This window comes from Cystobacter fuscus DSM 2262, assembly GCF_000335475.2.
GTDB lineage: Bacteria > Myxococcota > Myxococcia > Myxococcales > Myxococcaceae > Cystobacter > Cystobacter fuscus.
Genome location: NZ_ANAH02000001.1, coordinates 867,983 through 893,540, shown reverse-complemented (window position 1 = coordinate 893,540; position 25,558 = coordinate 867,983). Strand labels below are relative to the sequence as shown.

The window sequence follows — 25,558 nt, the reverse complement described above, 5'->3', positions numbered from 1 at the left end:
CGGCTCTCAGGCCGGCAGGAAGCGGACCGGCATCTTCAACGGTCCGCTCGTGACGAGGCTCCGGTTCCACACCACGCCCTCGGGGAGGAGCGAGAAGCCGCTGAACCGGTCGAGCAGTGCGCCGAGGCCCGCCCGGGCCTCGAGCCGCGCCAGGAAGGCCCCGAGGCAGAAGTGGCTGCCAGCCCCGAAGGAGATGCCCGTCTGCTCCCGATCGAGGTCGAAGCGGTCGGCGTGGGGAAAACGGACCTCGTCGCGGTTGGCCGAGGCGATGAGCGACAGGACGCATGCGCCCCGCTCGATGCGCACGCCGGACAGCTCCACGTCGGCCGTGACGATGCGTGGCAGCCCCCGCACCGGGCCGTCGTAGCGCAGCATCTCCTCGATGAACTTCGGCAGCAGCTCGCGGTCGGCGCGCAGCCGTTCGAACACGTCGGGGCGCTCGGCCAGCAACGGCAGCGCGTGGGCGAAGAAGAAGCTCGTCGTCTCGAGTCCCGCTGCCAGCAGGGTGAAGGCGAGCCCGATGATTTCCTGGTCACTGAGCCGCTGCCCGTCGGGGCCGCCCCGCACGATGAGGCCCATCACGTCGTCGCTCGGCTGGGAGCGCCGCGCGTCGATGATCTGCTGCACGTAGTGCTTCAACTCGGCGATGGTGTCGCGCGTGCGGGTCACGTGCTCGTCGTTCTCGGGAACGGGCGCGATGCTGACGAGGACCTCCGTCCAGCGCTTGTAGTGGCGCTCGAGCGTGGGATCGATTCCCAGCAGGTCGCTGATGGTGCGAGCGGGCAGCGGGGTGGCGAACTCCTCCATGAAGTCCACCTCGCCCCGGGCGTGCAGGCCCTCCGCGAGCCGGGCAGCGTTCGCGCGGACCTTCTCGTCGAGGCGGTTGATGGCCACGGGGGTGAAGGCACGGCTGACCAGGGATCGCAGGCGGGCGTGCTCCTTGCCATCGGACGCGGCGAGGGATTGGGCGAGCGGGTTGTCTCCCGCCCACTCGGGCTGCCACGCGATCCGGAAGCCGTGGGAGGAGAAGAACTCCGGATGCTTGAGGACGTACTCCACGTCCTTGTACCGGCTGACGGCCACGAGTCCGCCGGGCTCGACCCGGCAGACCGGATGGTTGCGTCTGAGTTCCGCGTACAGGGGATAGGGATTCAGGCGGTGCGCGAGCGTCATCAGATCCGGAGTCGACTGCATCGGGCCTCTCCTGGGCCGGGACAGAGCCGGTGCGGTCGGCCGCACCAGCGGGCCTCACGGGAAATATGACGATGCCGTTCTCCTCGGGCCAGGCCCTCAGGGCACGGTGAGCACGGGCGTGTCGTCGAGGACGAGAGGCGACGTGGCGCCATCCGCTCCCCAGAACTTCCACTGCTCGGAAGCGGGGACGAGGGGCCGGTAGCCGTTGTCGTAGTCCCAGGTGGTGACGTAGACCTTCACGCCCTGGAGCGTCGACAGCCCGCCGAACAACTCTCCGGACAGGGTGAGGAAGACGGTGCGGGTGTTCTTGTCCACCTCGATGGCGGCGGTGGGAGAGACCGGGGTGCCCTCCTCGGTGGCGGAGGCGCCCTGGGGCGCGAACAAGGCGTTGGACCAGCCGTGGACGCGCACGCGGTAGTCCCACGCCATGCCGGAGGGAAGCGACGCGTTCTGCTGGGGCATCACGGTGAGACCCGAGCGTCCGGGCACGTCGATGTAGACGGTGAAGGCCACGTGGTCGAAGCCGTTCTGCGGATTCCAGATGGTGGTGACGGTCTTCGTCTGGAGCGCGAGCTTGAGCGTGTTGCCCGAGCCCAGGAGGGTGACGCGGCGCAGGTCTCCCTGGTGGTTGACGCCCCAGGTCTCATCGGTGGGGTAGTGATAGGAGCCCGTGGGGCCCACGTCATCGCCCTCGGGATCGTCGTGGGTGAGCAGGGCCGTGAAGACGCGCTCCACGCGGAAGGTCCACGTGTCGGAGAGCACCTGGTCCTCCCCGGCCCACGCGACGAGCGAGTGCTGGAGGGTGCTGTCCGTCATGCCCTGGGTGCCGACGAGGGTGCTCCAGGTGCCATCCGCCTTCACCGTCACGAGGGGAGCGCTCCCGAGTACGCCATCCACCACGAGGCGGAACGAGGACACGCCGGTGGCGGTGCCGGACAGCTCGAAGTCGCCCGGGACGGTGCCGCCGCTGGCGTTGGAGAGGGTGACACGGGCGCTCTGAGCGGGAGGCGGGACGACGTCGCCCGAGGGCATGTAGACCCGGGCCGCGCGGGCGGGGAGCTTCAGGGACAGCCGTCCGTCCGTTCCGGTGCGCACCTCCCGGGCCTCCGGATCCAGGCTCGCGAGCACCTTCAGCCCACTGCCTGCGGCGAGGCCCGTGGGCAGGTTGTCCAGCAACGCCTCCTCGTCCGAGGTGTTGAAGACGACGAACGCGACCTGTCCCGCGTCCTCCATCTTGTAGGCGAACACTCCGGCGCGTGCTTCGTTCTGCCGCAGCACCGTGGGGGTGCCATGCCGGAAGACGGCGTGCGTCTTGCGCAGTGCCGTCAACTCGCGGACGAGGGCGTACAAGGGCGCCGTGGTGTCGAAGCGGTCCTTGCCTCCCGCGCCGAACCCCTTCTGGAACATGGCGCCGCGCTGCTCGGTGAAGCCCTGCTCGGTGCCGTAATAGAGGACGGGAATGCCCGGCACGGTCATCATGAACAACAGCCCCTGTCGGAGCGCCGCCTCCGAGCCTCCCTTGAGGAAGCGGTCCACGTCGTGGTTGTCCAGGAAGGTGGGCATCAGGTGCGGACGCGGGAACGCCGTCCCCGAGCGCGTCATCCGGTAGCCGAGCTGGGACGTGGGGGCTCCCCGGGCGAACACATCGCCCGTCGTGCGGTAGAGCGGGAAGTCGAGCATGCCCGGCAGCAGGGCGTCACCCGTGGCCTCCTCCGTCAGGTACGAGGCGATCTTCCGGGTCGCGGTGTCCTGGAAGGGCAGATCGGTGGCGTAGCCCTCGCCGAACGCGAGGAAGCCCTCCTTGCCCAGGCTCCGGGCGAACGGGACGACGCCCGGGTGGGCCGCGTCCGTGGAGTAGAGGAAGTCCTTGATGCTGTCCTGGGGCACGTAGAAGACCGTGTCCATGCGGAAGCCATCCACGCCCACCTCGCGGATCCAGAAGTCGTAGCTGTCCCGGAGGGCCGCGCGCACGGCGGGGTTCTCGGTGTCGAGGTCATCCAGGTCCGACAGCTGCCAGTTCAGCTCCTGGTCGCGCACGCCGTAGTCCTGGATGGTGGGCGTCCAGTGGAAGACGTGGGCGTCGCGGTGGGCGGGACGGGTGGGATCCCACTGATCGAAGGGCGCCTGGGTGGGGCCACATGAGGGCCTGGCACCGGTGTTGAGCTCCACGTGGGCGGACACGTCCGCGGGGTCGTAGCGCGTGTAGCGGAAGCAGTTGGCCATGTGGTTGAGGACGATGTCCTGCACCAGGTACATGCCGCGCGAGTGCAGCTCCCGCGACAGGCTCCGGTAGTCCTCCAGCGTGCCCAGGTGCGGGTCCACCTGCTTGAAGTCCCGCGCCCAGTAGCCGTGATAGCCGCCGTAGTTGACGAGCGGATCCCACCACTGGTTCGCCACGGGCGGGGTGAGCCACACGGCCGTGGCGCCCAGGCCCTGGATGTAGTCGAGCCGCTCGCGCAGGCCCTTCAAGTCACCGCCGCTGTACTTCGCCCCATCCGCCGGGTCGTACTCGCCAGCGCCCTGGTCATCGTTGCCCGGATCGCCGTTGGCGAAGCGGTCGGTCATGACGAAATAGAGGATCTGATCCCTCCAGTCCGGAGAGGGCACGTGGAGCGAATCCACGGGTGGAGGCGGCGGTGGGGTGGGGGGCGTGACGGGGCCGGGCTGGGGATCGCCCTTGCAGGCGAGCCACGCGGCGGCGGCACCCACTGCGGCCAGACGCTTCGAGAAGAGGGAGGGCATGGCGTGGGAGCCTACCCGGGCACGGACGGCGTGGGAGGGCAGGGTTAATGTGCCGGGCGCGGCCGTCCATGGGGTGACGGTCCACGGAGACGCCCATGTACTGCATGCTCGAGCACCTTCACGAGGAACCGGACGCGACGCGCAGCCCGTTGGTGTTGCTGCATGGCTTCCCGGACTCGCCCCGGATGTACGACGCATACGTGCGGGCCGGGGAGCGCGAGCAGCCGTGGCTCCGGGGCCGTGACATCTACGCCATCGCCTTCCCCAATCGCCTCACCCATCCCCACTTCCCCAAGCTGAGCGAACTGGTGGGGGACGTGTTGCGCGAGGAGGTGACGCGTCTGTTCGATGACCTCGCCGCCGCGAGCCCCACGGGCAAGCTGGTGGTCATCGCGCATGACTGGGGCGCGACCTACACGTGGGCCTATGCCCGGGCCCGCCACCCCCAGGCGCCCATCGAGAAGCTGGTGGCCCTGTCGGTGGGCTCCTCGTTCCGCTACGACCTGGGCGAGCACGGCCTCCGGGCCCTGGGGTGGTTCTACTCCCTGTTCTTCAGCTTGCCGTATTACGTGCGCGTGCCGTTGCTCCAGCGCGCCGTGTCCGAGGCCCTCCAGCGCTCCGCGGGCTATCGTGGCGAACGGGCCGACCAGCTCCACCAGGACTGCTACCACTACTGGCACGGTCCGCTCTGGCTCGTGCGCTGGCCCTTCGCCTTGCTGGGCGCCGAGTACCAGAAGCCGTACACGGACTTTCCCTTCCCCGTGCTCTACATCCGCAGCCCCTTCGATCGGATGGCCTCCACGGACGCCTTCGAACGCGCGGTGCGGGAGCGCGAGGATTGCCGCTTCCGCCTCTTCGAGGACGTCAACCACTGGTTCCCCGAGCAACACGCCGAGCGCGTCCTGGCCGAGGTCCGCACGTTCCTGTAGGCCGCCCACTCCCTGTCCAACCGGTCAAATGAAATTTTTCCAGTTGCTCCTGGAGATTGAGGGCCACGGGGAATCCGGGTAGAATTCCTTGCATCCGTCCGGCGTGGATCGAGAACGTCAAACGACGCGCCCGCTGCGCTTTTCGACGGAATCTTCACGCGACCTTTTGCTTTTTTCGTCGCTGATGTGTCGTCCCATTCATGAACGACTGTTTTGACGAGGTGTTCTCGTGCTTCGACGACTCATTGTAGGGGCCGCGGTGTTCCTATCGGGGGTGGCCTTGGCCAAACCTCCCGCGGGCGGGGCGTTCTGCTCCACCTATCCCACGGCGCCCGTGTGCGCGGGCCAGCAGCCGGCCTGCACGTACTGTCACGTCGCGCCGCCGCAGCGCAACGTCTTCGGTGCCAGCCTGGAGCCCCACCTGGTGCCCCACGCGGCGCGTCCCCTGTCCGACGGGGACTTCGCGGCCGCGCTTCCCTCGGCGCTCAAGGCCGTCGAGGCGCAGGACGCCGACGGTGACGGCGTGCCCAACCTCGTGGAGATCCAGCGCGGCACCTTCCCGGCCGATCCCAACAGCGTGCCCACGGAGACCGGCCGCTGCCAGGCGGGTGAGAATCCCCAGTACGACGTGTGCCATTACGACGCGCGCTTCGCCTACAACCGACTCCTGCTCGACTTCTGCGGCACGCCGCCCACCTACGCGCAGCTCAAGGAGTTCAACGCGTTGAGCGCCGACGCGAAGCTCGCCCGGATGGACGCCGAGCTGGACCGGTGCACCCAGAGCGAGTTCTGGCGCGGCAAGAACGGGCAGCTGTGGAAGCTGGCGCACCCGAAGGTCCGCCCGGTGGGCTCGCTCAAGGCCGGGGAGGACAAGGGTGTCGTTCCCCTCGCCGACTACTATGACGACTACGCGCTCTACGCCTACGCGCAGCTGGACGACCACGACGCGCGCGAGGTGATGACGGCGAAGCACTTCGTGCTCCGGGAGACCCACCCCACCCGTTACTCGGTGACGCAGACGCTGCCGATGCAGGCCGTGGATGAGCTGCACCGCGCGGGCAACATCACCTCCGCGTGGAGCCTCATCTACTTCGTGATGTTCAGCGCGCTGCCGCGCAACGCCGCGTCCCAGGCCTACCGGGCGTACCTGGGCCTCGACATCGCCAAGCAGGAGGGTCTCTTCAGCATCCCCGGTGAGCCCCGCGACTACGACGGCAAGGGGGTGGACGCGCCCGCCTGCGCGGCCTGCCACGCGACGCTGGATCCGCTCAGCTACCCCTTCCGCAACTACGAGGGCCTGTCCTTCCCGCGCCACCCCGAGGTGCCCTGGGCGAGCTACGTGCCCGGCCGCATCGAGAAGCGCTTCCCCAACGCCACGCCCATCATCACCCAGATGCCGGAGACCGGTTACCTCTTCGGCCAGCCGGTGAGCAACCTCGTCGAGTGGGCGCAGGTCGGAGCCAACAGCGATGCCTTCGCCATCGCCGCCGTCACCGACTACTGGAAGCTGCTCGTGGGCCACCCCCCCACCGCCGAGGAGCACGCCGAGTTCGTCGCCACCTGGAAGCGCTTCAAGGGCACGCATCAGTACCGCGTGCAGCGCATGCTTCACGACCTGATCCGCACGGAGGCCTACGGTGCGCCCTGATTTCCTTCGCGTGTTGCTGCTGTCCTCCGCCTGTGTCCTCTCCGCGTGCCCCGCCTCCTCGCCCTCGGGGCCGGATGCCGGTACGCCGCCCGACGATGCCGGGACGGGTTCCACGGGGGAGGTGGCGCCCTCCTCGCGCAACAGCCTGCGCTTCAAGAATCCGGAGCAGCTCACGGCCCACGTCGCCGCGGCGCTGTCCCTGCCGCCGGAGCAGGTGTGCAACGAGCTGGGCCTGTACCCCTGCACCACGTACGTGCACAGCGTGGCCCTGGGCGGTGTCGAGCCCTACGGCGTCGGCCTCTACGAGCCCCTGACGTCCACGGGCGTGACGACCCCCATCGTCATCGATCGCGTGGCGCTGGCGGCCTGTGTCCAGCGCGTCTCGCTCGACCTCGCCACCCCCGGGGAGGCGAGCGTCTTCAAGGGACTCGAGCTCGACGCGCAGGGGCGCCTGGCGAACCGGGAAGGCGCGCCGGTCCGCGACGCCATCACCTCGCTCTACCAGCGCGCCCTGTTGCGAGACCCCAAGGAGACCGAGGTGGGCGCCCTGTCGCAACTGGCCACCGAGATCGAGTCCAAGGGCACCCAGACGCCGGGCCGCGACTGGATGATCGCGTCCTGCTTCGCCGTCCTTTCCTCCGCCGAATCCGTCTTCTTCTAAGGGAACGTCATGTCACTGCGTAATAATGGACGGCTCTCGCGCCGGGAAATGTTGAAGGCGTTGTCGATGTGCGCGGCGGGCTCCGCCATGGGGCCCCTGCTGACGGGCTGCCGGGACGGGCTCAATACCCCGGCGGCACTCGAGCAACTCGGAGGCGTGCGCCAGGCGCGCCTGGATGGCAAGCCCCGCTTCCTCATCGTGGTGGGCGCCGTGGGGGGCGCCTCCATCATCGACAGCATGCTGGCGGTGCGCTCCGCGGAGACGACGGCCGCGGGCGGCAACGCCGCGAAGCTCAACACCTTCGCCGACTCGCAGATCGAGCTGGTGGATGGCTCTCCGTTCCGCGCCGTGAAGGTGCAAGGCCAGTTGGGCAACATCCCCTATCCGGTGAAGACGGACCAGTCGGCCTTCGTGAAGAAGTACAAGGACTCGATGCTGGTGGCCACCACGGTGGGCACGTCGGTCAACCACGTCATCGCGCAGAAGCGCAGCCTCACCGGCAACGGCGCCTGGCGTGGCCGCACGTTGCAGGAGTGCGTGGCCCTCCAGTACGGCGCGGGCTTCCCCATTCCCAACGTGAACATGGGCAACTCGGGCTTCTCCGAGCGTGGCACCGACAGCTCCCTGCCCGCGCACTGTTACGGCGAGGTGGTGGCCAACCCCTCGCTCTGGCCCCTGGGCCTGGATGGCATCAAGGGCCTCAAGGGCGCGCCTTCCCGCGACGTGATGGCCCTGGCCCGGAGCGTGCGCAACTCGCTCGATGCCCAGTCGGTCTTCGGCAAGACCTTCGACGACGCGGCGATGCTCAAGCTGTGGAACGAGCAGCGCACCGTGGGGCAGCCCGCGCTGGAGGCGCAGGATCTGATCAGCCGCCTCAACGTGATGCGCGACGATCCGTCCAAGACGCCGCTGTCGGAGTACGGCCTGTCGAACTCCGCCGACGCGGAGCGGTTGCGCGCGGTCTTCCCGTTCTTCGAGACGGATCCCGTGGAGGCGCAGGCGGCGCTGGCGTTCCTGCTGCTCAAGCACCGGGTGTCGGTGACGGTGACGCTGGGTCCGTCGTTCAACGTGGGGCTGACCCCGCCGTTCACGTTCACCAACCCGCCGCTGGCCTTCGACTTCAGCCACAATGATCACCGCGCCATCCAGGCCTTCGTGTGGTCGCGCCTGATGGGCACGATCGACAAGCTCATCGAGCTGCTCAAGTCGGAGCCCTTCGACTCGAGCGGCGAGAGCCTGTGGGATCGCTCGTTGATCTACATGGCGACCGAGTTCGGGCGCACGCGCAACCGGACGGAGGGCGTGGAGGTCTTCGGCACCGGGCATGACCTCAACAACGGGTTCATGATTCTCTCGCCGAAGGTCCGGGGCAACACGGTGCTCGGCGGCGTGGATCCGAAGACGACGCTGACCTACGGCTTCGACCCGCGCACCGGCGCGCCCCAGCCCGGCAAGGTGGAGTCGAACGAGCCCGACATCTTCTCGGGCATCCTCACCGCGATGGGCGTCGACACCTCCGGCAGCGGGCTGCCCGACGCGAGCGCCTTCCTGCGCACCTGAGCCATCCGGGTCCGGGGGGAGCTTTCCCCCCGGCCCACGTGCGGGTTGGTTTGAGCCGCCATGGTGACGCGGTGCGTGTGGAGCATGCGCTCGCCGACGACCCGTGAATAGTCGCGGACTCCAGGAGGAAGATCAAGGTATCCATGTTATGCCGGGATTGCTGGTCCCGACCATCACATGAAAGGCGGTGCCTTGGTGATTTCAAGCAAGAAGATGCTGGGCGTGCTCCTGCTGTGTCCGCTCTGGGCGGGGGAGGCGTTGGCGCTTCCCTCGGACTACGTGAACACGGTGCGAGGGAGCAATTCCGGTGGCGGCTACTCGCGGGGGAACACGTTCCCGGCGACGGCGGTGCCCTTCGGCTTCAATTTCTGGACGCCGATGACGGATGCGAACTCGACGAGCTGGATCTACGACTACAACCGGAGCGCGATCCAGGCCTTCACCATCAGCCACATGCCGAGCCCCTGGATGGGGGATCGGCAGACGTTCCAGGTGATGCCCCAGACGGGCTCGGTGACGGCGGACCGCGCGAGCCGGGGCGCGGCCTTCAGCCACGCCAACGAGATTGCCCGGGCGCACTACTACAGCGTGAGGTTCAACAGCGGCCTCCAGACGGAGATCGCGCCCACGGACCACGGCGCGTCCTGGCGCTTCACGTTCCCGAGCACCAGCTCCTACGTGTTGTTCGACACGGTGGATGGCAAGAGTGGCTCGCTCACCATCGATCAGGCCAATGGCGTGGTGTCTGGCTACACCGACCACTCGACGGGGTGGGGTCCCGCGCCCCGCATGTACTTCTACGCGAGGTTCAGCAAGGCGATCGCGGAGTCCCAGAAGATGACGGGACAGCGCGCGGTGACGTCCTGGGTGCGCTTCAGCACCGCTCCGGGCGAGAAGGTGACGATGGCGATCGCCACCTCCTTCCTCAGCGTGGCCCAGGCCCAGGACAACCTGGCGCAGGAGATTGGCACCAAGAGCTTCGACACCGTCAAGCAGGAGGCGCAGAACGCCTGGAACGCGCTGCTGGGCAAGATCGAGGTGGAGGGGGCCACCGAGGATCAGAAGACGATTTTCTACTCCAACATGTACCGGACGTTCCTGTACCCGAACTCCGCCTGGGAGAACGTGGGAGGGACGCCCCGCTACGCCTCGCCCTACGCGAGTGGCCATCCGGTGAAGACGGGCAAGGTGTACGTCAACAACGGGTTCTGGGACACGTACCGCACGACCTGGCCCTACTACTCCCTGCTCATCCCCACCCGGGCCGGCGAGATGATCGACGGGTTCGTCAATGGCTACAAGGACGGGGGATGGGTGACGCGCTGGTCCGCGCCGGGCTACGCCAACATCATGGTCGGGACGAACTCGGACGTGATCTTCGCCGACGCCTACCTCAAGGGGGTGCGCAACTTCGACGTCGCCGCGGCGTATGACTCCATGCTGCGCAACGCGGCGACGTACAGCAGCGATCCGGCCCGGGGCCGCAAGGGAATGGATCGCTCCATCTTCCTCGGCTACACGCCGCAGGATCGCGTGGGCGAGTCGACGTCCTGGTCCCTGGAGGGCTACCTCAACGACTTCGGCATCGGCCAGCTCGCCCAGGCGCTGGGGAAGACCGAGGACGCGCAATACTTCCTCAACCGCTCCCTGAACTACGTCAACCTCTTCTCGCCCTCGGTGGGGTTCTTCCGGGGCAAGAACACCAATGGCACGTGGCGGACCTCGGACGCGGACTTCAAGGCGAACCGGTGGGGCTGTGAGTACACCGAGGGCAATGCCTGGCATTACAGCGTGCTCGCGCCCCAGGACGGGCAGGGGCTCGCCAATCTCTACCAGGGCCGGAGCGGGCTGGCCAACAAGCTCGATGCCCTGTTCTCGGCGGCCCGGGACTACGACGTGGGCTGCTACGGCGGCGTCATCCACGAGATGGTCGAGGCCTACGACGTGAACATGGGCCAGTACGGCCACTCCAACCAGCCCGCGCACCACACGCTCTACATGTACAACTACGCGGGGACGCCGTGGCGGACCCAGCAGCGCGTGCGGGACGTCTTGAACACCCAGTACAAGTCCGGTCTCGGCAACGGCCATGGCTACCTGGGCGACGAGGACAACGGCGAGCTGTCCGCGTGGTACCTCTTCAGCGCGATGGGCTTCTATCCGGTGAGCATGGGCCGGCCGGAGTACGCCGTGGGCGCTCCGTACTTCACGAAGATGACGGTCCACCTGGAGAACGGGAAGGACCTCGTCATCAACGCCCCGAACGTCAGCGACACGAACCGGTACATCCAGGGCGTCTCCCTGAACGGGCAGGCGTATACCCGCAACTACCTGCCCCACTCGGCCCTCGTGAACGGCGGCACGCTGGACTTCACGATGGGCGCGTCCGCGACGAACTGGGGCTCGGGCGCCAGTGACCTTCCTCCCTCGCTCACCACGGGCAGCGCCGCGCCGCAACCGCTGGCCGATGTCGCCAAGGGGGGAACCCTCTCCGCCAGCGCGGAGAACGCCGGGAGTGGTGAAGGCGCTGCCCAGGGCTTCGACGACGACTCGTTGACGAAGTGGCTCGCCTTCCAGTCCACCCCGTGGATCCGCTACCAGCTCACGGGCGGGGCGAAGACGGTGAAGATGTACACGCTGACGTCCGCCAATGACTTCCCCGGGCGGGATCCCCGGAGTTGGTCGCTCCAGGCCTCCAATGATGGCTCCACCTGGGTCACCCTGGATACGCGCACGGGGCAGGACTTCCCCTGGCGGTACCAGACCCGGGCGTTCGCCGTGAACAACAACACGGCCTACAGCCAGTACCGGCTGCAGATCAACGAGACCCACGGCGACACGATCACCCAGTTGGCGGAGATCGAACTGCTCGGTAGGTAGTCCGCCGCGTCAGGGCTGCGGTTGGTCTTGAACGGGACGTAACCGACTGGACGCCTACGTACCCGTTCGGGACATGACTCCATGCCCCCACCGGTTTTGAAGCCCCGCCGCCCGGCTCGGCGGGGTCCTCGTGGGGGTCGGCTTCCCTCTGGAGCGGGGTGGGCGCCGCGTCCGTGGGAGTCCACCCGCGTCCGGCCTTCTTGGGTACGACTTGGGTAAAGAGCCGAGGTCACAAGCGCTGATTCAACAGCCTATCCCGTTCGTGCTCTAGCGCATCTGCAAGGGCGAGCCCTGCGGCAATCAGGTAATCGGCCACTCCTTGTACACGCCCACCCGGATCTACGTCCCAGCCAGCGCTCAGTTTGGCATCGGGTGGCAATCGGTCCAGACCGAGAACGGCGGCCAGATGCGTGTGCACTGCGCGGGATTTCGGGCGGCGCTCTCCGCCTTCGAGCACTTCTGTACCGCAGAGGGCTTCAAGGAAGGCTCTTGCCTGCTCGTGCGTGAGTTGCGCCTGCTTCTCTCGCAGGATGCGCTGGGCCGCCCACTCCATTGCCCGGGCCATCGCATTCGCCTCCCACTCTCCTTCAATGAAGATCTCCAACTTGGAGCCGTGGTTCGGGCCGCTCTCCTGCACTCATACGCGCGCTTCTTGGTCGCTTCCGGACTCGAAGGCGATGTGCGTGTACGAGCTGTTCCCGTCCCAGACCGTCCCAACAGAGGCGTCCACAATTGTCCCGGTGTTGAACGACCGCTGTTGCCGTTCGACCTTTTTCTCGCCGCTCTCTTCCTTCGCCAGCTTGAACTCCATTTTGTCCCTCCTGATCTTCCCTGCCGATCTCGCCGTAATGAAGGGGCTACCAAGGGTCAAGGGCCCAGGTGCCTTCCTCCCACCACTTCAGTGCCTGCTGACAGCCCCGTGGTTCCTTCAGGAGATGAGCTTCGATCCGATGAAGCGCAGGAGCGACGAGAGCCAGACCAGGGCATAGGCGGTCGGGGGATGTTGGCCGGATGCGATCTTCTCCACCTCGTTCCAGTCATCGGACAACTGCCCCATTGTCAGCTCGGATTCGGGTGGGGGAGTGTACACCGAGTACAGGTGCTTCTCCGGGATGCTCCAGTAAAAGTCCTCGGTGACTTCGATCTCCGTACGGCCAGTTCGCTCCAGATGGTCGAACAGGGCATTTGCTGCCCGTCGCAGGTCGGAAAGCTGAATCTTCACGGTGCTCCTCCCAAGTCTCTGATGGCCTTCTCGAACGCCCTGATCTCGTCCTCCAGGTGCTTGATCCGGCCGTTGATGATCCTCTGCCGGACCTCTGGTGAGGGGGCGTTCCTCAAGATGCCCTGATTGTCGAAAGCATCGGGGTTGGCCTTGTAGTCCGCCAGCTTCTGGCGGTGCTCCGCCAGTCGTGCCTTCAGGGACTTGATCGACTCCGATGGGTTGGAGCTTGTCTGGCGCCCTCGCATCGTCATCGCCACCGCACCCGGCGCCAGGGCGATAGTGACGGTCTCGGCACTCACGGCGATCGTCTCCACTTCCCCCACCGCCGCGAGATGGATGCCCACCTGCGTCTCGGCTTGTACGGCCGCCTGCATGGAGCCGGGCAGTTTCGGCACCTTCGCGGCCAGCCCTGGCGCCGTGTTGCCGATGGCCGCCATGGCCAGCATGGCGAACGCTCGCGCCGCGTTCCGGCCCATGCGCTTGCCGTACCGCTCGCCCGTTGCGCGCAGCTCGTTGAATGTGGTGGCCCGGTCCGCCTCGTCCATCAGCCGCTTGAAGCCCACGACGAGGCCCCAGAAGGTCTCGACGCCCACGTAGGAAATGATCGTGGCGGTCATTACCGCCGCGAGGCCCTTGGAGATCGTCACATCGGGAATGGAAATGAGGACCATGTACGTGGTCCAGGTCCAGAGCACCGACGCCACCATGGCGTGGGGGTCAGCCATGTCCTTGAACGCCTCCAGCATCTCGTCCAGCACGGCGCCCTTGGCCATGGCCATGGCGAGCGCGAAACGACCGTCCCCGTTGATGATGGGGCTTTCCGTCAGCAGGCGGAGACAGTCCCCGGGCCTGCCAGTGCGCTCGCACCAGCGCAAGTAGGCGCGCGTCAACTCCACCTCCGCCGTTGTTGACTGCCCCTCGAGATGCTCGCCCGGCTCGAGCGGAGTGATGCGGTGGCCAGGTGGCTCGTACGTGTACGAACCGCTCCGTGCCTCCACCTCGAACAGCCGCCGCGCTGCTTCCTGGGGCCGCGTGGGGGGCCGCACATCCCGAGCCAGTTCCGACACGGCCTTCTTGAACTCGCCGTTGCCCAGTGCCACCGGTCTGGCGCCGGAACGAGGGGTGAAGACAATGGGGTCGGTCTGCCCCGTGTCCAGGCTCACGACCCGGGAGGCGGTGCCACACCCGACGAGAAGAACCAGCATCACAGCCGTGCCGCACAGCTTCATGGGGATTCCTCCCGGCCACCCCTCCTTGGGTAGCCAGTCCGGAAGAATACCCAATGGGTACGAAAACCACCGGAGCGGGGTTCACGGGAAGGTCACTCCGCCCCGGGTGACAAGCCGGTCGCCGTTCTCGTCCCACAGCTTGAGGGTGAAGGTGCCCCGCGCCTCCTGCGCCAGCATCTCCGTCTCCACCATGACGAGGTCCGTCTGGCCCGGCGGAATCGGCGCGAGCTGCCACACCTTCGCCTCCTTCACGTCCTGGCCTTTTCCCACCAGCAACGCCGCATCCTTCGCTGTCCAGGGCTCCGTGCCGCGGTTCTCCATGAGCATCGCCACGGCCACCCGCATCACGTCTTTGTCTTTTTCCCCGCGCGCGATGGTGGTGGAGCGGTAGCTGATGACGGTTCGCTCGATGAGCGCGTTGGCCGAGGGGCTGGTGCTGACGTTCATGAGGATTTTGGCCATGACGCCTTGCGCGTTCTGCTCGTCCACCTTCAACAGCCCGCTGGCGATCAACCCCGTGATGCCCAGCCCGCACCCTTCCGCCTGCATTCGCACCAACTCCGTTTGAAGCTGCCGGATTCGGGCCTCCTTCTCCTTGACCTCTTGCTGGTAGTCCTCAACGGTGCGCCGATTGCGGAAGACTTCCACCTGCCGCGCGGCCCGTGCCGGGTGGCTCACCAGCTCGAAGGTGGCGCTCCTTGGGGCGGCACCATCCGTGAATCGCACCACCAGTTTGAGCCGTTCCCCGGACCGGAGATCTTCCGGGGGGATGACGGTGAGGCTTCGCGTCCCCATTGACACGTCCTCGAAGCGTTCTCGCTCTTGCAACTCCACCCCACCCGGTGGCAGCGGCGAGTCGAACCGAAAGGTGGTGGGAAGGTCGGGGCTGACGCACACCTCTGGCACCTTGTCGGTGGGAGCCGCCAACAGCTCGAGCCGGTGTGGCGACGCCTCACAGTCCGGGAGAGATGGCTGCGTGGTAGCGCTGACATCCGCGAGGAGCGCCAGGAGCAAGAGCACGGCGGGGGACGAGGTGAGCACGGAGCGGGGACCTCCAGCAGATGGGGTAGAGACTGGAGAAGTGGGCCTCTACCACACCTTCCCGCCCGGTAGGGCAGGAGCGCTCCCAAGCCCCTGCCCGCGAACCGCTCGGACAGCGCTACTCGAAACGGCGTACCGCCTCCACGGCTATGGAGGAGTAGACCTTGGCGGTCTCTGGTCCGCCATCAGGCTTCACTGGGACGCCACTTCTACCCTCGGCCCCCGCCTCCAGGCAGACCTTGAACGTGTCCCCCGTGGGTGTTCGGGCCTCGGTGTAACGGACATAGGCGCGACCGTCTCCGAAATGGAGTCGGCCAGAGAGGATGGTCTTCTCTGGCAACTTCCAATGAGTACCTGGCACTGATCGGGGACTGCCCCCATAAACCAACCACGCGGATGTGACGCCCTCGCGTACGGTGATGGGTTGGGCGTCTTCGAGGGTGAGGGTGACGAGGCCCGTGCTCCCAATGCCGATGTCGAGCGTTTCCATGGTTTCGACGGCACCCGCCGGGCACGGCTCGGCTTCGGGGGCGGGACGCACCTGAGCACCAGGACACGCCGTGTTGGCGGCAGCGGCGGCACCGACACACCACCTGGCCACGGTTGAGAGGGTCCCCTTCTGCTTCTTGTCCCCCGGGGGGCTGGGAGCCTGCGGCTTCTTCAAGGCGTCGTCCTTGGGTCGCGTCACCAGCGAGGCGACGACCGCAGGGGTTTGCTTCGCCGGGGGCGGAGCTGCGGCCCGCTCAATCTCCGGTGGCGACCACGGGGGCGCCACTTCCTGACCAGGAAGTGATTTCCACGTTGGGGAGGGGGCGGAGGACGCCACGGATGGGGACTCGGGCGTCCACCGTCGCGCGAGCCACCCCCCGGCGAGGGCCACGCCCACCAGCACGGCCATCCACACCGCCGCACGCCGAAGCGCCTGGAGCGCCATGGCCTGCACGGGCACCTGCGCCACCGTGGCCGGAGTCGGTGTCGCCGGAGTGGGCTCCACGGAGGGCTCGGCCGCCTCGGGCTTCTTCCGCGCCGCGGCTGCCCGGCGGCCTCGCCTCGGTCCATGGGGGCCGTCATGCAGGGGCACCTGCCAGGACGCATCCGCACGGGCCTGCAGGTGCGACAGCTCCTTCACCAACTCCAGGACGCTCGGGTAGCGCTTCTCCGGCGTCTTCTCCAAGAGCTTCATGCACACGTCACTCACCACCAGCGGCACGTTGGGGTTGACGATGTGCGGCGGCAGGGGCTCCTGGTGGATGATGGCCTGCACCGAGGCCTCGTCCTCCCACGCCACCTCGAAGGGAAAACGACGGGTGAGCAACCGGTAGAGCACCACGCCCAGCGCGTATTGGTCGTCCGCCTTGCCGGGCCGGTAGGTGACTCGCCGGTCGTCCCAGTGCTCCAGGCCGAAACGCCACGCCTCCGGGCTGCGGTAGTGGGGCGTCCCCGGGGGGAACAGGCCCTCGGTGAGGGTGGTCTGCCCCTCACGCCTGGCGGCCCCGAAGTCCACCAGCACCGGCTCCCCATCCTCCTCGCGCACGAGGATGTTGGCTTCCTTCACGTCCCGGTGGACCACCTGCTTGTCATGCGCCACGGCCAGCCCGCGCGCCACCCCCACCACCTTGCCCACCACGGCCCACGTATCGGGGTTCTCTTCCCAGGCCCACACGTCGAGCGGGCGGCCCTCGACGTAAATCATCTTCAAGCAGAAGAACTCGGGCAGCACGGGCGGCCAGTAGCTGAAGCCCACCTGCTGCACGAGGTTCTTGTGTTGGAAAGGCATGGCGAGGATGCCCTCGCGCTCGGCCCACTGCCTGGCCCGGTGGAGCGGGACGAACTTGAGGGCGAACAGGATGCCCGTCAGCTTGTCCCGTGCCCGGTACACGGTGCCGTAGCCCCCACGTTCCACCAGCTCCTCGATGATCGCGCCGTTGACGTTCGTGCCGGGCGGCAGGTCCGGCGTGTCCCGCTCGTTCATGGCGCCACACGCTAGCAGCTCCGCGGGGCGCATACCTACCTGGTGAGACTCCCTCTCGGGTCCAACTTCTCGGACAGGGTGGCAACTCGTCGGGTCAGGGCCGCAGTTGGTATTCCAGGGCCTTCTCCCGGAGTTGCTCGTACTTGCGCAGCAACTCTGGCTGGGTCAGCGCCTCGTCCCCGAAGAAGAACCCCTGCTCCTCACGCAGCAGGGTGAAGTGTTCCCGGAGGGCGCCCAGGGCCCAATCGGCCCGCTGGACGGTGGTCGGCGTGCAGGATTGGCCGTGCAGGTCATCGAACAGGTCCAGCACGTGGGAGCGGAAACCCTCGACGAGGTACAGGCGCCGCAAGTCCTCGTCACCCCTCAAGGCCCGCTGCCAGCGCTCGTTGATGCCTCGCTGCCAGGACAGCACGTGTTCCCCGGTGCCCATGGCCTCCAGCCGCGCTCGCTTGTCCTCGTAGTGCCTGAGCGCGTACGTCTTCTCCTCCCGGTATGCGGACAGGAGCTGTCGCTCGTCCAGGCCCTGGGGATTGCGCAGGAGGTGGTCGAAGAAGTTGCGCGTCTCGAAGCGCTCGATGCCATGGAACAGGGGCGTCGCGAGCCCGTTGTTGTTGTAGTGCTGGCGCGGCTCGAACCGGTACATGTAGCCGAAGTCGAAGAGCGTCACCCGCTCGCCGTCATCCAGGACGTTGCCCGGGCAGAAGTCCCACTCGAAGAAGCCATTCAGCTCCAGGTTCACGATGGTGCCGAAGAGCTGCTCGTAGACCCGTCCGTCGTAGTGCTGGAGCCGCTCGCCCTCGATCCAGGGCGAGAGGATCACCCCCTCGAGCAGGGAGGCGTAGTGCGTCTCGACGATATGCGTGAAGAGTGGCGCGCTTGACGCATCGCGTTTGAGTTCAGTGAAGTCTCTCCGGCGCTGGACCTCGTTGAGGAACGAGGTCTGTCCATCCACGTTCTTCACCCGGCTCTCGGGCCGCTTGCGTTTGAGCGTCCAATGCTGGCCGCCCGTCTGGAGCCGATAGACGGAGGCGGTCAGTCCGGACTCGATGGCTTGCACCACGTGCGCGTCCTGGGCCGTGGTGGCCACCAGGGTTTCCAGGGGCAAGGGCAGGGTGGAACGACTGCCCACCTCGAGCGGCTGGCCGCTGGCGAGGAAGGAAAGCTGGGCGTGTTGTCTTTCTTCTTCCAGGGTCATTCGAGTGGGTTCCAGGGCAGAATGGCTCGCGCGGATTCCACCCCATGCAGGGGCGTCCGTGGGGAGCATGCGACATGGCGGAGCAATACGACACCGTGGGCAACAAGTACGAGCAATTCAAGGACACGGCGGCCCTGCCCATCCCGGAGCGTCATACGTTCTTGAAGCTCGTGGGGGAGCTGCACGGCCAGCGGGCCTTGGATCTGGCCTGCGGCGCCGGCTACTACACGCGGTTGTTGAAAAAACAGGGGGCCGAGAACGTCATCGGGGTGGACGTCTCCCCGGAGATGGTGGCGATCGCCCGGCAGCGGGAGCAGGAGCATCGGCAGGGCATCCAATACCAGGTCGCCAATGCCGCCCAGCTCCCCCAGTTGGGAGAGTTCAACGTGGTGACGGCCATCTACCTGCTCAACTACGCGAGCACCCGTGACGAGCTGCTGAGCATGTGCCGCGGGGCCTATTCCAATCTCGTGCAGGGCGGGCGCTTCATCGCCTTCACCATCGATCCGGACTTCGTGCTGGAGAAGGGCCACTGGGGAAAGTATGGCTTCGAGGTGCTCGGTGAGCGGCTCGAAGGGGAGCGCCACGTGGCCCAGGCGCGCTTCCACTCGGTTCCCCCCGCGGACATCGAATACTTCCGCTGGTCCACTTCCACCTATGAGTGGGCCATGACGCAGGCCGGCTTCCGGCAGCTCGAGTGGCGGCACTTCGAGATTCCTCCCGAGGCGGTGGAGAAGTTCGGCGCGGAGTTCTGGAGGGAGTACCGGGAGAATCCGCTGCTCGTGGCCCTGACTGGCCGCAGGTAGACAGTCCGGGACGCACCCTCGTCAGAATTTTCCCGGCCGCCTCCTCTCCCCGAGAGGCGGTGCGGGGGCCTCACTCGAAAACTTGTCGTCCCTTCCGGGACGGCGCCAGGATGCCGCTCCTTACCCCCCGAGGAGATCTTCTCCTCTGAAGAAGGACGGATGCACATGCATTCATCGTCGTCCCCGATTCGCACCGCCGGAATGCTCGCCGCGCTGTTGCTCGTGGCCCCCGCCTGCAAGCGCGACAACCCGGAGGCCAAGGGCACTCCCGCCACGGCCCAGAAAGAGGGCGAAGCTCCCGCCGCCGCGGCCTCGGGCGGGAAGATCGCCCTGCTGCTGCCCGAGTCGAAGACGGCGCGCTATGAGACCCATGACCGTCCGCACTTCGAGCGCAAGGTGCGCGAGCTGTGTCCGGACTGCGAGATCCTCTACAGCAACGCCGACCAGGACGCCGCCAAGCAGCAGAACCAGGCCGAGGCGGCCCTGACCAACGGGGCGAAGGTGCTCGTGTTGGATCCGGTGGACTCGGCCTCCTCGGCGGCCATCGTCGCGCGCGCCCGTCAGTCGAAGGTGGCGGTGCTCAGCTACGAGCGCCTCATCCTCAACGCGGACGTGGACTACTACATCTCCTTCGACAACGAGCAGGTGGGCAAGCTCCAGGGTCAGGCCCTGGCGGACAAGCTGAAGGCGGACGGCAAGGGCTCGGGCTCCATCGTGATGATCCACGGCTCGCCCACGGACAACAACGCGACGCTCTACAAGAAGGGCTCGCACAGCGTCATCGACGGCAGCGGCCTGAAGGTCGGCGCCGAGTACGACACCCCGGACTGGAGCCCGGACAAGGCGCAGCAGCAGATGGAGCAGGCCATCACCCGGCTCGGCAAGGAGAACATCGCGGGCGTGTACGCGGCCAATGATGGAACGGCCGGCGGCGCCATCGCGGCGATGAAGGCGGCGGGCCTCAATCCGCTGCCGCCCGTCACCGGCCAGGACGCGGAACTGGCCGCCATCCAGCGCATCCTCACCGGCGATCAGTACATGACCGTCTACAAGGCCATCAAGACGGAGGGAGAGATCGCCGCCGAGGTCGCCGTGGCGCTGCTGCGCACGGGCCAGCCCCCGGCGGGCCGGATCAATGGCAAGGTGAACAACGGCATGAAGGACGTGCCGTCCATCCTCCTGCCCGCCCAGGTCGTCACCAAGGACAACGTGAAGAGCACCGTCGTCGCCGACGGCTTCTGGACGCCCGCGCAGATCTGCGAGGGCGCCTACGCGGCCGCCTGCGCGTCCGCGCAGCTCCAGCCCTGAGGCTTCAGCCGCCCCGCCCCGGACGCGCCGCGTCCAGGGCGAGGGCGAGGGCGCCCAGCACCCCGGCGCGGTCTCCCAGCCCCGGGGGCACGATGTACGAGTCCAGGTGCTCGAGCAGGGCAGGCGCCTGGATGTAGCCGTTGAGCAGGCGGAGCACCTCGGCGCGCACCCGCGGGAAGAGGTGCCCCTGGGCCATCACCCCTCCGCCGAGGATGAGGCGCTGGGGGGAGAGGACGCAGACGTAGTTGGCGAGGGCCTGCGCGATGTAGTGCGCCTCGAGCGCCCAGGCCGGGTGCTCCGGAGGCAGGGACTCGGCGGGCTGGCCCCAGCGCTTCTCCAGGGCGGGACCGGACGCGAGCCCCTCGAAGCAGTCGCCATGGTAGGGGCAGCAGCCAGGGAAGGGATCCGCCTTCGCGTCGCGGGGCGGGCGGAAGTGGCCCATCTCCGGATGGAGCAGGCCGTGCAACAACCGGCCGTTGATGAGCGCTCCTCCGCCAATGCCCGTGCCGACGGTGAGGTAGATGAACGTGTCGAGCCCCTGGGCCGCGCCCCACTGTTTCTCGCCCAGGGCCGCGCCATTCACGTCGGTGTCGAAGCCGACGGGGATGTCCAGGGCACGGCGGAATGGACCGGCCAGGTCGGCGTTCCTCCAGCCCGGCTTGGGCGTGGAGGTGATGAAGCCGTACGCCGGCGAGTCCGGATGCAGTTCCACCGGGCCGAAGGACGCGATGCCCAGGGCGGCCAGGGGGCCGTGCTGGCGCGTCTGCTCCTGGAAGAAGGCCAGGGCCTGGCCGATAGTGGCCTCGGGGGTCGTGGTGGGGATGCGCACGAGCGCCCGGATGTCGTCCGGGCCCGTCCCCACGGCGCATACGAACTTGGTGCCTCCCGCCTCGATGCCACCCAACAGTGTCTTCACGGCGACCTCCTGGTCACGCCTCCCCCTCTACCTCGTGAGGGGGCGGCATTCCACAGGGAGGTGGCCCCGGGCGTTCAGCGCACGCGCGGCGCGCACTCGCCCTGGCCTCGGTAGTGACCCACCGTGCGGACCAGGGCGGTGACGAAGTCGCGCAGGTTGCGCACCTTCGAGGCACCGCCGGTGTTGTACTGGTCCGGGGGCAGTTGCGTCAGGTCCACCTGCGCCAGCTCCTCGAGGGTGATCTGCCCGTCCGCGCCGATGATGCCCACCTTGTCGGCGGCGGCGAGCGCGTCGAAGCGCATCTTCGCGTCCGACGACTGGAGGTCATCGAAGAACAGGTGGTCCCCGTGGATGGTGAACTGCAACATCTCCTCACCGCCGTTGGGCACGGTCACGCCCGCGCCGAGGTCCGGGTGCTCGCACTTCTCGTAGAGCGTGTTGGTCGGGAAACCCCACCCGAACCGCTTCGTCTCCGTCCCTTTCGTCGCCACGCCCTCCACGAACACGGACCAGCCGTTCGTCTTCATCAGCTCCACGTCCTCGGCGCTCGCGTTGCCCGCCTCCGCGCTCGTCGACGGGGCGATGGCATAGCTCACCGTGTCCCAGTCCGCCGCCGGCAGTCCGGTGAAGCTCTGCACCGTCACGGGGCCGGGCTTGTGCACGTCGAAGACCCTGGCCCCCATGGACTCCGCGGCCACCTTTCCATCGTGGGAGGCCACCTTCACCTCGCCGACGGTGACCAGGAACTTGGAGAACTTCACCGACCAGCCGTCCGCGAACGCCGTCGCGGGGATTTCCTTCTCGATGTAGTCCTCCCCGTAGGTGGTGATGGTCAGGTCTCCCGAGCCCCCACCGCACGACGCCAGCCCCAGCAAGCCCAATCCCAGCATCAGCTTCTTCATTGCGTTGCTCCTTCCACCCACGTCACGACGTAGGCACCCGTGTCCTCCACGCCTCGCACCAGGGCGTTCATCGCCTGGCTACCGGCGGGGAACGTGGACACGCCTCCGGCATCCGTGGGGGACACCGTGGCGAAGTCGATCCGGCCCAACCACGTGTTCAAGTCGACGGTGATGCGCACCCGGCCCACCTCCTCGGCCAGTGCCCGCTCGAAGCGGATGCCCTCGATGGGCTTGGGCAGGTCCAGGGCCGCGTCGAAGCGCACCCGCCGTCCATCCGTGTGCGTCGCCGTGCCGCGCACGCGCACCGCGTGGCCTCCCAGGGGCGCCTGCGCGTCACCCGTCGCCGGGGGAACCGGCAGCGTCAGCTCCATGGAGCCGTAGTCTCCCGTCACCGCGTTGGCCGCGCCGAGCACCGTGGGAGAGGCCGCCAGCAGGTCCACCACCGTGGTGCTCAGGACCTCGCCCATTGCGTCGCCGGGGAGGTAGTGCCCCGGGTGGGCCCAGGCCGTGCCGCCCAGCAAGAGGAAGGGATCGAAGCGGGGCGCGCGGCGGGAGAGCAGCACGTGCCCCTCGTAGAAGCGCACGGGGCCCACGGAGACATGGAGGGCCTCCGGGGTCACCGTCCAGCCCCGCTCGTTCGGGCCCGTCATCGGTTGGAGCGTCATCTCCACGGGGAAGGTGCGCCGTTGGGCTCCCGTGCCACAGCTCGCCAGGAACACGAGCAGGAGCAGCGCATGGGGAAGGGACACGCGTTTCACAGATGGACCTCCAGGGTGAGCGAGGCCGTTCGTGGCGGCCCCGCGGTGAAATGTCGGCTGGGGACGAGACTCGCGGGCGCCTGGGGATCGAAGCGCGAGCCGTACACGAACTCGCCGTCGCGCCACCGCGCATCCAGGACGTTCTGCACCTCGAGCCGCAGGGCCACGCCGCGCAGCCGCGCGCCCAGGAGCACGTCCGCGAGGAACACCGTGCGGCTGTATTCGTCGAAGGGCAGGGGCTTGGGCCCGAGGAGCGTCATGCCGAGTCCCGCGGTGAGCGCCAGGGGCTGTCCCCCTACGGACACGGTCCGGTTCCAGCCCAAGTCGCCCCGGGCCACCAGGGGCGCGAAGTAGGGCAGCAAGGTGTTCGTCGCGAGCACCCGCGCGTGCGCCACCGTCGCGCTCAGCGCGGCGAGCACTCCGGGAAGGGGGCGGGCCTGGAGCGCCGCCGACAGCCCCGCGCGTACCGTCTCGCCGGTGAAGGACGTGGTGCCCACCGTGTGGTCGAAGAAGACGTCATCCTCCACCTGCGAGCCGAACAGGCTGAGCTGCGCCGCCACCCGCTCTCCCTCCCGCCGGGCGCCCAGCTCCGCGCTGCGGACCGAGACGAAGGGGGTGCGCTCGCCCTCCGACAGGCTCCGGGCCTGCGGGGAGCGGAAGCCGTCTCCGTAGTTGGCGAACAGCCGCCAGTACTCGGCGAGGGCGAGCTCGAGCCCCGCCTTCGCGCCCAGGTGCGTGCCGAAGGCCCCGCGGGAGTAGCCCTGGCCGTCGGTGTAGCGGGGATCCTGGAAGGCGAGGGTGTCGAACACCTCCACGCCCAACGCGTCCGCCCGGCCGCCGAGCATCAGGCTCCAGGCGCCCAGGACGAGCCGCGCCTCCGCGTAGCCCCACGCGTTCGTCTGCACGAACTGCGCGTCCACCTCGTTGGCGAAGAAGGTGCCGTCCGTCTCCCGGTAGCGGCGCTGGGTCTGGGTGGCGCCATCCCTCCGGGCGCCCAGGCCCAGCTCCAGCGCCACGTCCTCGCCGAGCACCTCGACGTGCCGCCGGTGTTCCGCGCGCACGCCCAGCGTCCGCGCGTCATGCGTCTGCTCCAGCCCGTCCCCGCGCGCGTCCACCCGGAAGCCGGTGAAGTTGTTGCGCAGGCGCAGATCCGTCAGCAGACCGAAGACCTCCAGCAGCGTGCGCGCCGTGCCCTGCCGCGGCAGCTCCATGCCGAGCAGCAATTGGTGCCGGGTCGCCGCGCCACCCTGCCGGGCGAAGGGGGCGTCGAAGAAGCCGCTCTTGCCCGAGAGCAGGTCGTCCTCGCGCACGACGCCGGGGGAGTCGAAGCGCGTGGTGTAGCTGCCCGCGAGCGCTCGCAGCCGCATTCGGCCCGCGCCCGTCTCCACGCTCGTCACCGCCTGGGCGAGCAGGGAGGCCCGTCCGAAGGTCCGCCCCGGTCCGAAGCCCTGGCCCTCGCCCAGCTCCACCGCGGCGAAGGTCTCCGCGTCATCTCCCGGGCGGAAGGCGGCCACCACCCGGTGCTGGCCGTACTGGCCCAGGCTCCCCGACAGCAGCACGCCGGGCTCCTCGAGCCCCAGCTCCAGCCGCACCGTGCCCGCCACCGCGAAGTCTCCCTGGGCGGCCCGGTAGGAGCCCTCCGTCACCCGGAGCTCGCGCACCACCTCGGGGATGATGAAGTTCATGTCCGCGTAGCCCAGCGCGTGGATGTGGCTCACCTCGTTGACGGGCAGGCCCCCCACGTTCAGCTCCACGTCCTGTCCGTGGAGCGCGTCGAAGCCGCGCAGGAAGAGCTGCTGGGCCTTGCCCTCGCCGCCATGCCGCGAGGCGACGAGCCCCGGCACCAGCCGCAGCACGTCCACCGCGCCCCTGCGGGGCGCCGCGTCCATCACCTCCCGGTCGATCGTGAGCTCGGACGCGCCATGCGCCGGCCGCGCCGCGCGCACCGTGGTGTTCGCGGCGGGCGGGGGCGGCGTCTCCTCGGGGGGAGGCTCTTCGAGAGGCGCTTCGATGGGCGGAGCTGGCGCCTCTTCGCGCCGCTCCTCGGACAAGGGTGGGACGTCTTCCATTCCTCCACCGTCCCAGGGGGACAGGGAGGCACAGAGCAACAGACAGAGTGGAATCACGGGGGGCTCGGACAGACCAATGCCTGACGCTCCCGCCTTCGCGGGGCGCACGCTTGTGACTGACTTCAGAAAGGGGGGCCGGGACTAGGGGCCTTGCGGCATCGCCGTCGGGCGGAGTGGCTCACCTGGCAGCGACAAGGGCCCCCGGGAGACTTCCCACCGCAGGGGCGTCCAGCGGACCGCGGGGGCGCGTATCTCCACGCGGGCCACGGCCAGCGCGAGCAGGTGCTCCACGGAGCCCACCGGGTGCTGGTGTTGCACGGCGCCCAGGACGGGTTGCCGCTCGTGGCCGCGCGCCTCCAGGGCCGCGGGGGCCTGGCGCCGGGAATGGGAGTGGCCATGGCCCACCGTCGCGTGGAGCACCGGCGCCAACGCGAGCCCGTACACCAGGACCACCAGGCCCAGGCATGCCAGGTCTCGGCGGTCTCGGGGGTCCAACACGGGGGGGCGGGCTCCGACGGCAAGGGGG

20 protein-coding genes and 1 pseudogene are annotated in these 25,558 nt (G+C 68.2%); 7 read left to right on the top strand and 14 right to left on the bottom strand.

The window, feature by feature from the left end:
- Positions 1–6 precede the first annotated feature (6 nt).
- Both D187_RS03475 and D187_RS03470 read right to left on the bottom strand, forming a co-directional pair.
- Positions 7–1,194: a cytochrome P450 gene (locus D187_RS03475; RefSeq protein ID WP_002628835.1), complete on the bottom strand. Its 1,188-nt coding sequence runs from the start codon at positions 1,192–1,194 to the stop codon at positions 7–9.
- A gap of 96 nt (positions 1,195–1,290) precedes the next feature.
- The gene (locus D187_RS03470; protein WP_002628836.1) at positions 1,291–3,936 is read right to left on the bottom strand and encodes an alpha-amylase family glycosyl hydrolase; all 2,646 of its coding nucleotides are present in this window, start codon (positions 3,934–3,936) and stop codon (positions 1,291–1,293) included.
- Between the two features lie 95 nt (positions 3,937–4,031).
- Here D187_RS03470 and D187_RS03465 point away from each other — a divergent pair, with 95 nt between their 5' ends.
- The 5 genes from D187_RS03465 to D187_RS03445 all read left to right on the top strand — a co-directional run bounded on the left by D187_RS03465 (position 4,032) and on the right by D187_RS03445 (position 11,614).
- Positions 4,032–4,865: an alpha/beta fold hydrolase gene (locus tag D187_RS03465; RefSeq protein ID WP_002628837.1), complete on the top strand. Its 834-nt coding sequence runs from the start codon at positions 4,032–4,034 to the stop codon at positions 4,863–4,865.
- Between the two features lie 280 nt (positions 4,866–5,145).
- Complete coding sequence (locus D187_RS03460) at positions 5,146–6,513, top strand: hypothetical protein (RefSeq protein ID WP_438356938.1); 1,368 nt, start codon at positions 5,146–5,148, stop codon at positions 6,511–6,513.
- Positions 6,503–7,174 (top strand): hypothetical protein, encoded by a 672-nt coding sequence (locus D187_RS03455; protein WP_002628840.1) that lies wholly within the window; start codon positions 6,503–6,505, stop codon positions 7,172–7,174. Before D187_RS03460 ends, D187_RS03455 begins: the two co-directional genes overlap by 11 nt.
- Before the next feature lie 9 nt (positions 7,175–7,183).
- On the top strand, positions 7,184–8,734 hold the full coding sequence (locus tag D187_RS03450; RefSeq protein WP_002628841.1) for a DUF1501 domain-containing protein: 1,551 nt from the start codon (positions 7,184–7,186) through the stop codon (positions 8,732–8,734).
- A gap of 195 nt (positions 8,735–8,929) precedes the next feature.
- Positions 8,930–11,614 carry a GH92 family glycosyl hydrolase gene (locus tag D187_RS03445; RefSeq protein WP_245591593.1) on the top strand — a complete coding sequence of 895 codons (2,685 nt, stop codon included), beginning with the start codon at positions 8,930–8,932 and terminating at the stop codon, positions 11,612–11,614.
- A 229-nt stretch (positions 11,615–11,843) separates the two neighbouring features.
- On the opposite strand, the gene D187_RS03440 is transcribed toward D187_RS03445, so the two are convergent.
- The 7 genes and pseudogenes from D187_RS03440 to D187_RS03415 all read right to left on the bottom strand — a co-directional run bounded on the left by D187_RS03440 (position 11,844) and on the right by D187_RS03415 (position 18,273).
- Entirely contained in the window at positions 11,844–12,251 is a 408-nt protein-coding gene (locus tag D187_RS03440; RefSeq protein ID WP_020917754.1) for a hypothetical protein, read from the bottom strand.
- A complete protein-coding gene (locus tag D187_RS54650; RefSeq protein WP_002628843.1) occupies positions 12,252–12,425 on the bottom strand; it encodes a hypothetical protein in 174 nt (57 codons plus the stop codon).
- 117 nt (positions 12,426–12,542) lie between these two features.
- The gene (locus tag D187_RS03435; RefSeq protein ID WP_002628844.1) at positions 12,543–12,836 is read right to left on the bottom strand and encodes a hypothetical protein; all 294 of its coding nucleotides are present in this window, start codon (positions 12,834–12,836) and stop codon (positions 12,543–12,545) included.
- Positions 12,837–13,071: 235 nt separating this feature from the next.
- A pseudogene (gene sitA5 / locus D187_RS03430) lies at positions 13,072–14,065 on the bottom strand (SitA5 family polymorphic toxin); the annotation flags it as partial.
- 81 nt (positions 14,066–14,146) lie between these two features.
- Positions 14,147–15,106 (bottom strand): DUF2381 family protein, encoded by a 960-nt coding sequence (locus tag D187_RS03425; protein WP_002628846.1) that lies wholly within the window; start codon positions 15,104–15,106, stop codon positions 14,147–14,149.
- 118 nt (positions 15,107–15,224) lie between these two features.
- A complete protein-coding gene (locus tag D187_RS03420) occupies positions 15,225–17,111 on the bottom strand; it encodes a serine/threonine protein kinase (RefSeq protein ID WP_020917753.1) in 1,887 nt (628 codons plus the stop codon).
- Between the two features lie 61 nt (positions 17,112–17,172).
- The gene (locus tag D187_RS03415) at positions 17,173–18,273 is read right to left on the bottom strand and encodes a protein kinase family protein (protein ID WP_002628848.1); all 1,101 of its coding nucleotides are present in this window, start codon (positions 18,271–18,273) and stop codon (positions 17,173–17,175) included.
- A gap of 74 nt (positions 18,274–18,347) precedes the next feature.
- Between D187_RS03415 and D187_RS03410 the strand changes: the two genes are divergently transcribed.
- Complete coding sequence (locus D187_RS03410) at positions 18,348–19,079, top strand: class I SAM-dependent methyltransferase (RefSeq protein WP_002628849.1); 732 nt, start codon at positions 18,348–18,350, stop codon at positions 19,077–19,079.
- Positions 19,080–19,244: 165 nt separating this feature from the next.
- Positions 19,245–20,387, top strand: coding sequence for an ABC transporter substrate-binding protein (locus D187_RS03405; protein ID WP_002628850.1), 1,143 nt, complete (start codon positions 19,245–19,247; stop codon positions 20,385–20,387).
- A gap of 4 nt (positions 20,388–20,391) precedes the next feature.
- Here the strand turns inward: D187_RS03405 and D187_RS03400 are convergent, their stop codons facing one another.
- From D187_RS03400 to D187_RS03380, 5 genes are all read right to left on the bottom strand, one after another.
- Positions 20,392–21,303, bottom strand: a complete 912-nt coding sequence (locus D187_RS03400; RefSeq protein ID WP_002628851.1) for an ROK family protein — start codon at positions 21,301–21,303, stop codon at positions 20,392–20,394.
- A 74-nt stretch (positions 21,304–21,377) separates the two neighbouring features.
- Positions 21,378–22,205 carry a hypothetical protein gene (locus tag D187_RS03395; RefSeq protein ID WP_002628852.1) on the bottom strand — a complete coding sequence of 276 codons (828 nt, stop codon included), beginning with the start codon at positions 22,203–22,205 and terminating at the stop codon, positions 21,378–21,380.
- Positions 22,202–22,963 (bottom strand): hypothetical protein, encoded by a 762-nt coding sequence (locus D187_RS03390; RefSeq protein ID WP_002628853.1) that lies wholly within the window; start codon positions 22,961–22,963, stop codon positions 22,202–22,204. The genes D187_RS03395 and D187_RS03390 overlap by 4 nt, the downstream gene beginning before the upstream one ends.
- Entirely contained in the window at positions 22,960–25,032 is a 2,073-nt protein-coding gene (locus D187_RS03385; RefSeq protein ID WP_211241436.1) for a TonB-dependent receptor, read from the bottom strand. The genes D187_RS03390 and D187_RS03385 overlap by 4 nt, the downstream gene beginning before the upstream one ends.
- 141 nt (positions 25,033–25,173) lie before the next feature.
- Positions 25,174–25,530 carry a hypothetical protein gene (locus D187_RS03380; protein WP_155893128.1) on the bottom strand — a complete coding sequence of 119 codons (357 nt, stop codon included), beginning with the start codon at positions 25,528–25,530 and terminating at the stop codon, positions 25,174–25,176.
- Positions 25,531–25,558 lie beyond the last annotated feature (28 nt).

Excerpts from the sequence above, each read along its gene's own strand:
- D187_RS03395 (WP_002628852.1), bottom strand. The coding sequence starts at position 22,205 with ATGAAGAAGCTGATGCTGGGATTGGGCTTGCTGGGGCTGGCGTCGTGC.
- D187_RS03465 (WP_002628837.1), top strand. The coding sequence starts at position 4,032 with ATGTACTGCATGCTCGAGCACCTTCACGAGGAACCGGACGCGACGCGC.
- D187_RS03385 (WP_211241436.1), bottom strand. The coding sequence starts at position 25,032 with ATGGAAGACGTCCCACCCTTGTCCGAGGAGCGGCGCGAAGAGGCGCCA.
- D187_RS03405 (WP_002628850.1), top strand. The coding sequence starts at position 19,245 with ATGCATTCATCGTCGTCCCCGATTCGCACCGCCGGAATGCTCGCCGCG.
- D187_RS03415 (WP_002628848.1), bottom strand. The coding sequence starts at position 18,273 with ATGACCCTGGAAGAAGAAAGACAACACGCCCAGCTTTCCTTCCTCGCC.
- D187_RS54650 (WP_002628843.1), bottom strand. The coding sequence starts at position 12,425 with ATGGAGTTCAAGCTGGCGAAGGAAGAGAGCGGCGAGAAAAAGGTCGAA.
- D187_RS03420 (WP_020917753.1), bottom strand. The coding sequence starts at position 17,111 with ATGCGCCCCGCGGAGCTGCTAGCGTGTGGCGCCATGAACGAGCGGGAC.
- D187_RS03410 (WP_002628849.1), top strand. The coding sequence starts at position 18,348 with ATGGCGGAGCAATACGACACCGTGGGCAACAAGTACGAGCAATTCAAG.
- D187_RS03450 (WP_002628841.1), top strand. The coding sequence starts at position 7,184 with ATGTCACTGCGTAATAATGGACGGCTCTCGCGCCGGGAAATGTTGAAG.
- D187_RS03475 (WP_002628835.1), bottom strand. The coding sequence starts at position 1,194 with ATGCAGTCGACTCCGGATCTGATGACGCTCGCGCACCGCCTGAATCCC.
- D187_RS03470 (WP_002628836.1), bottom strand. The coding sequence starts at position 3,936 with ATGCCCTCCCTCTTCTCGAAGCGTCTGGCCGCAGTGGGTGCCGCCGCC.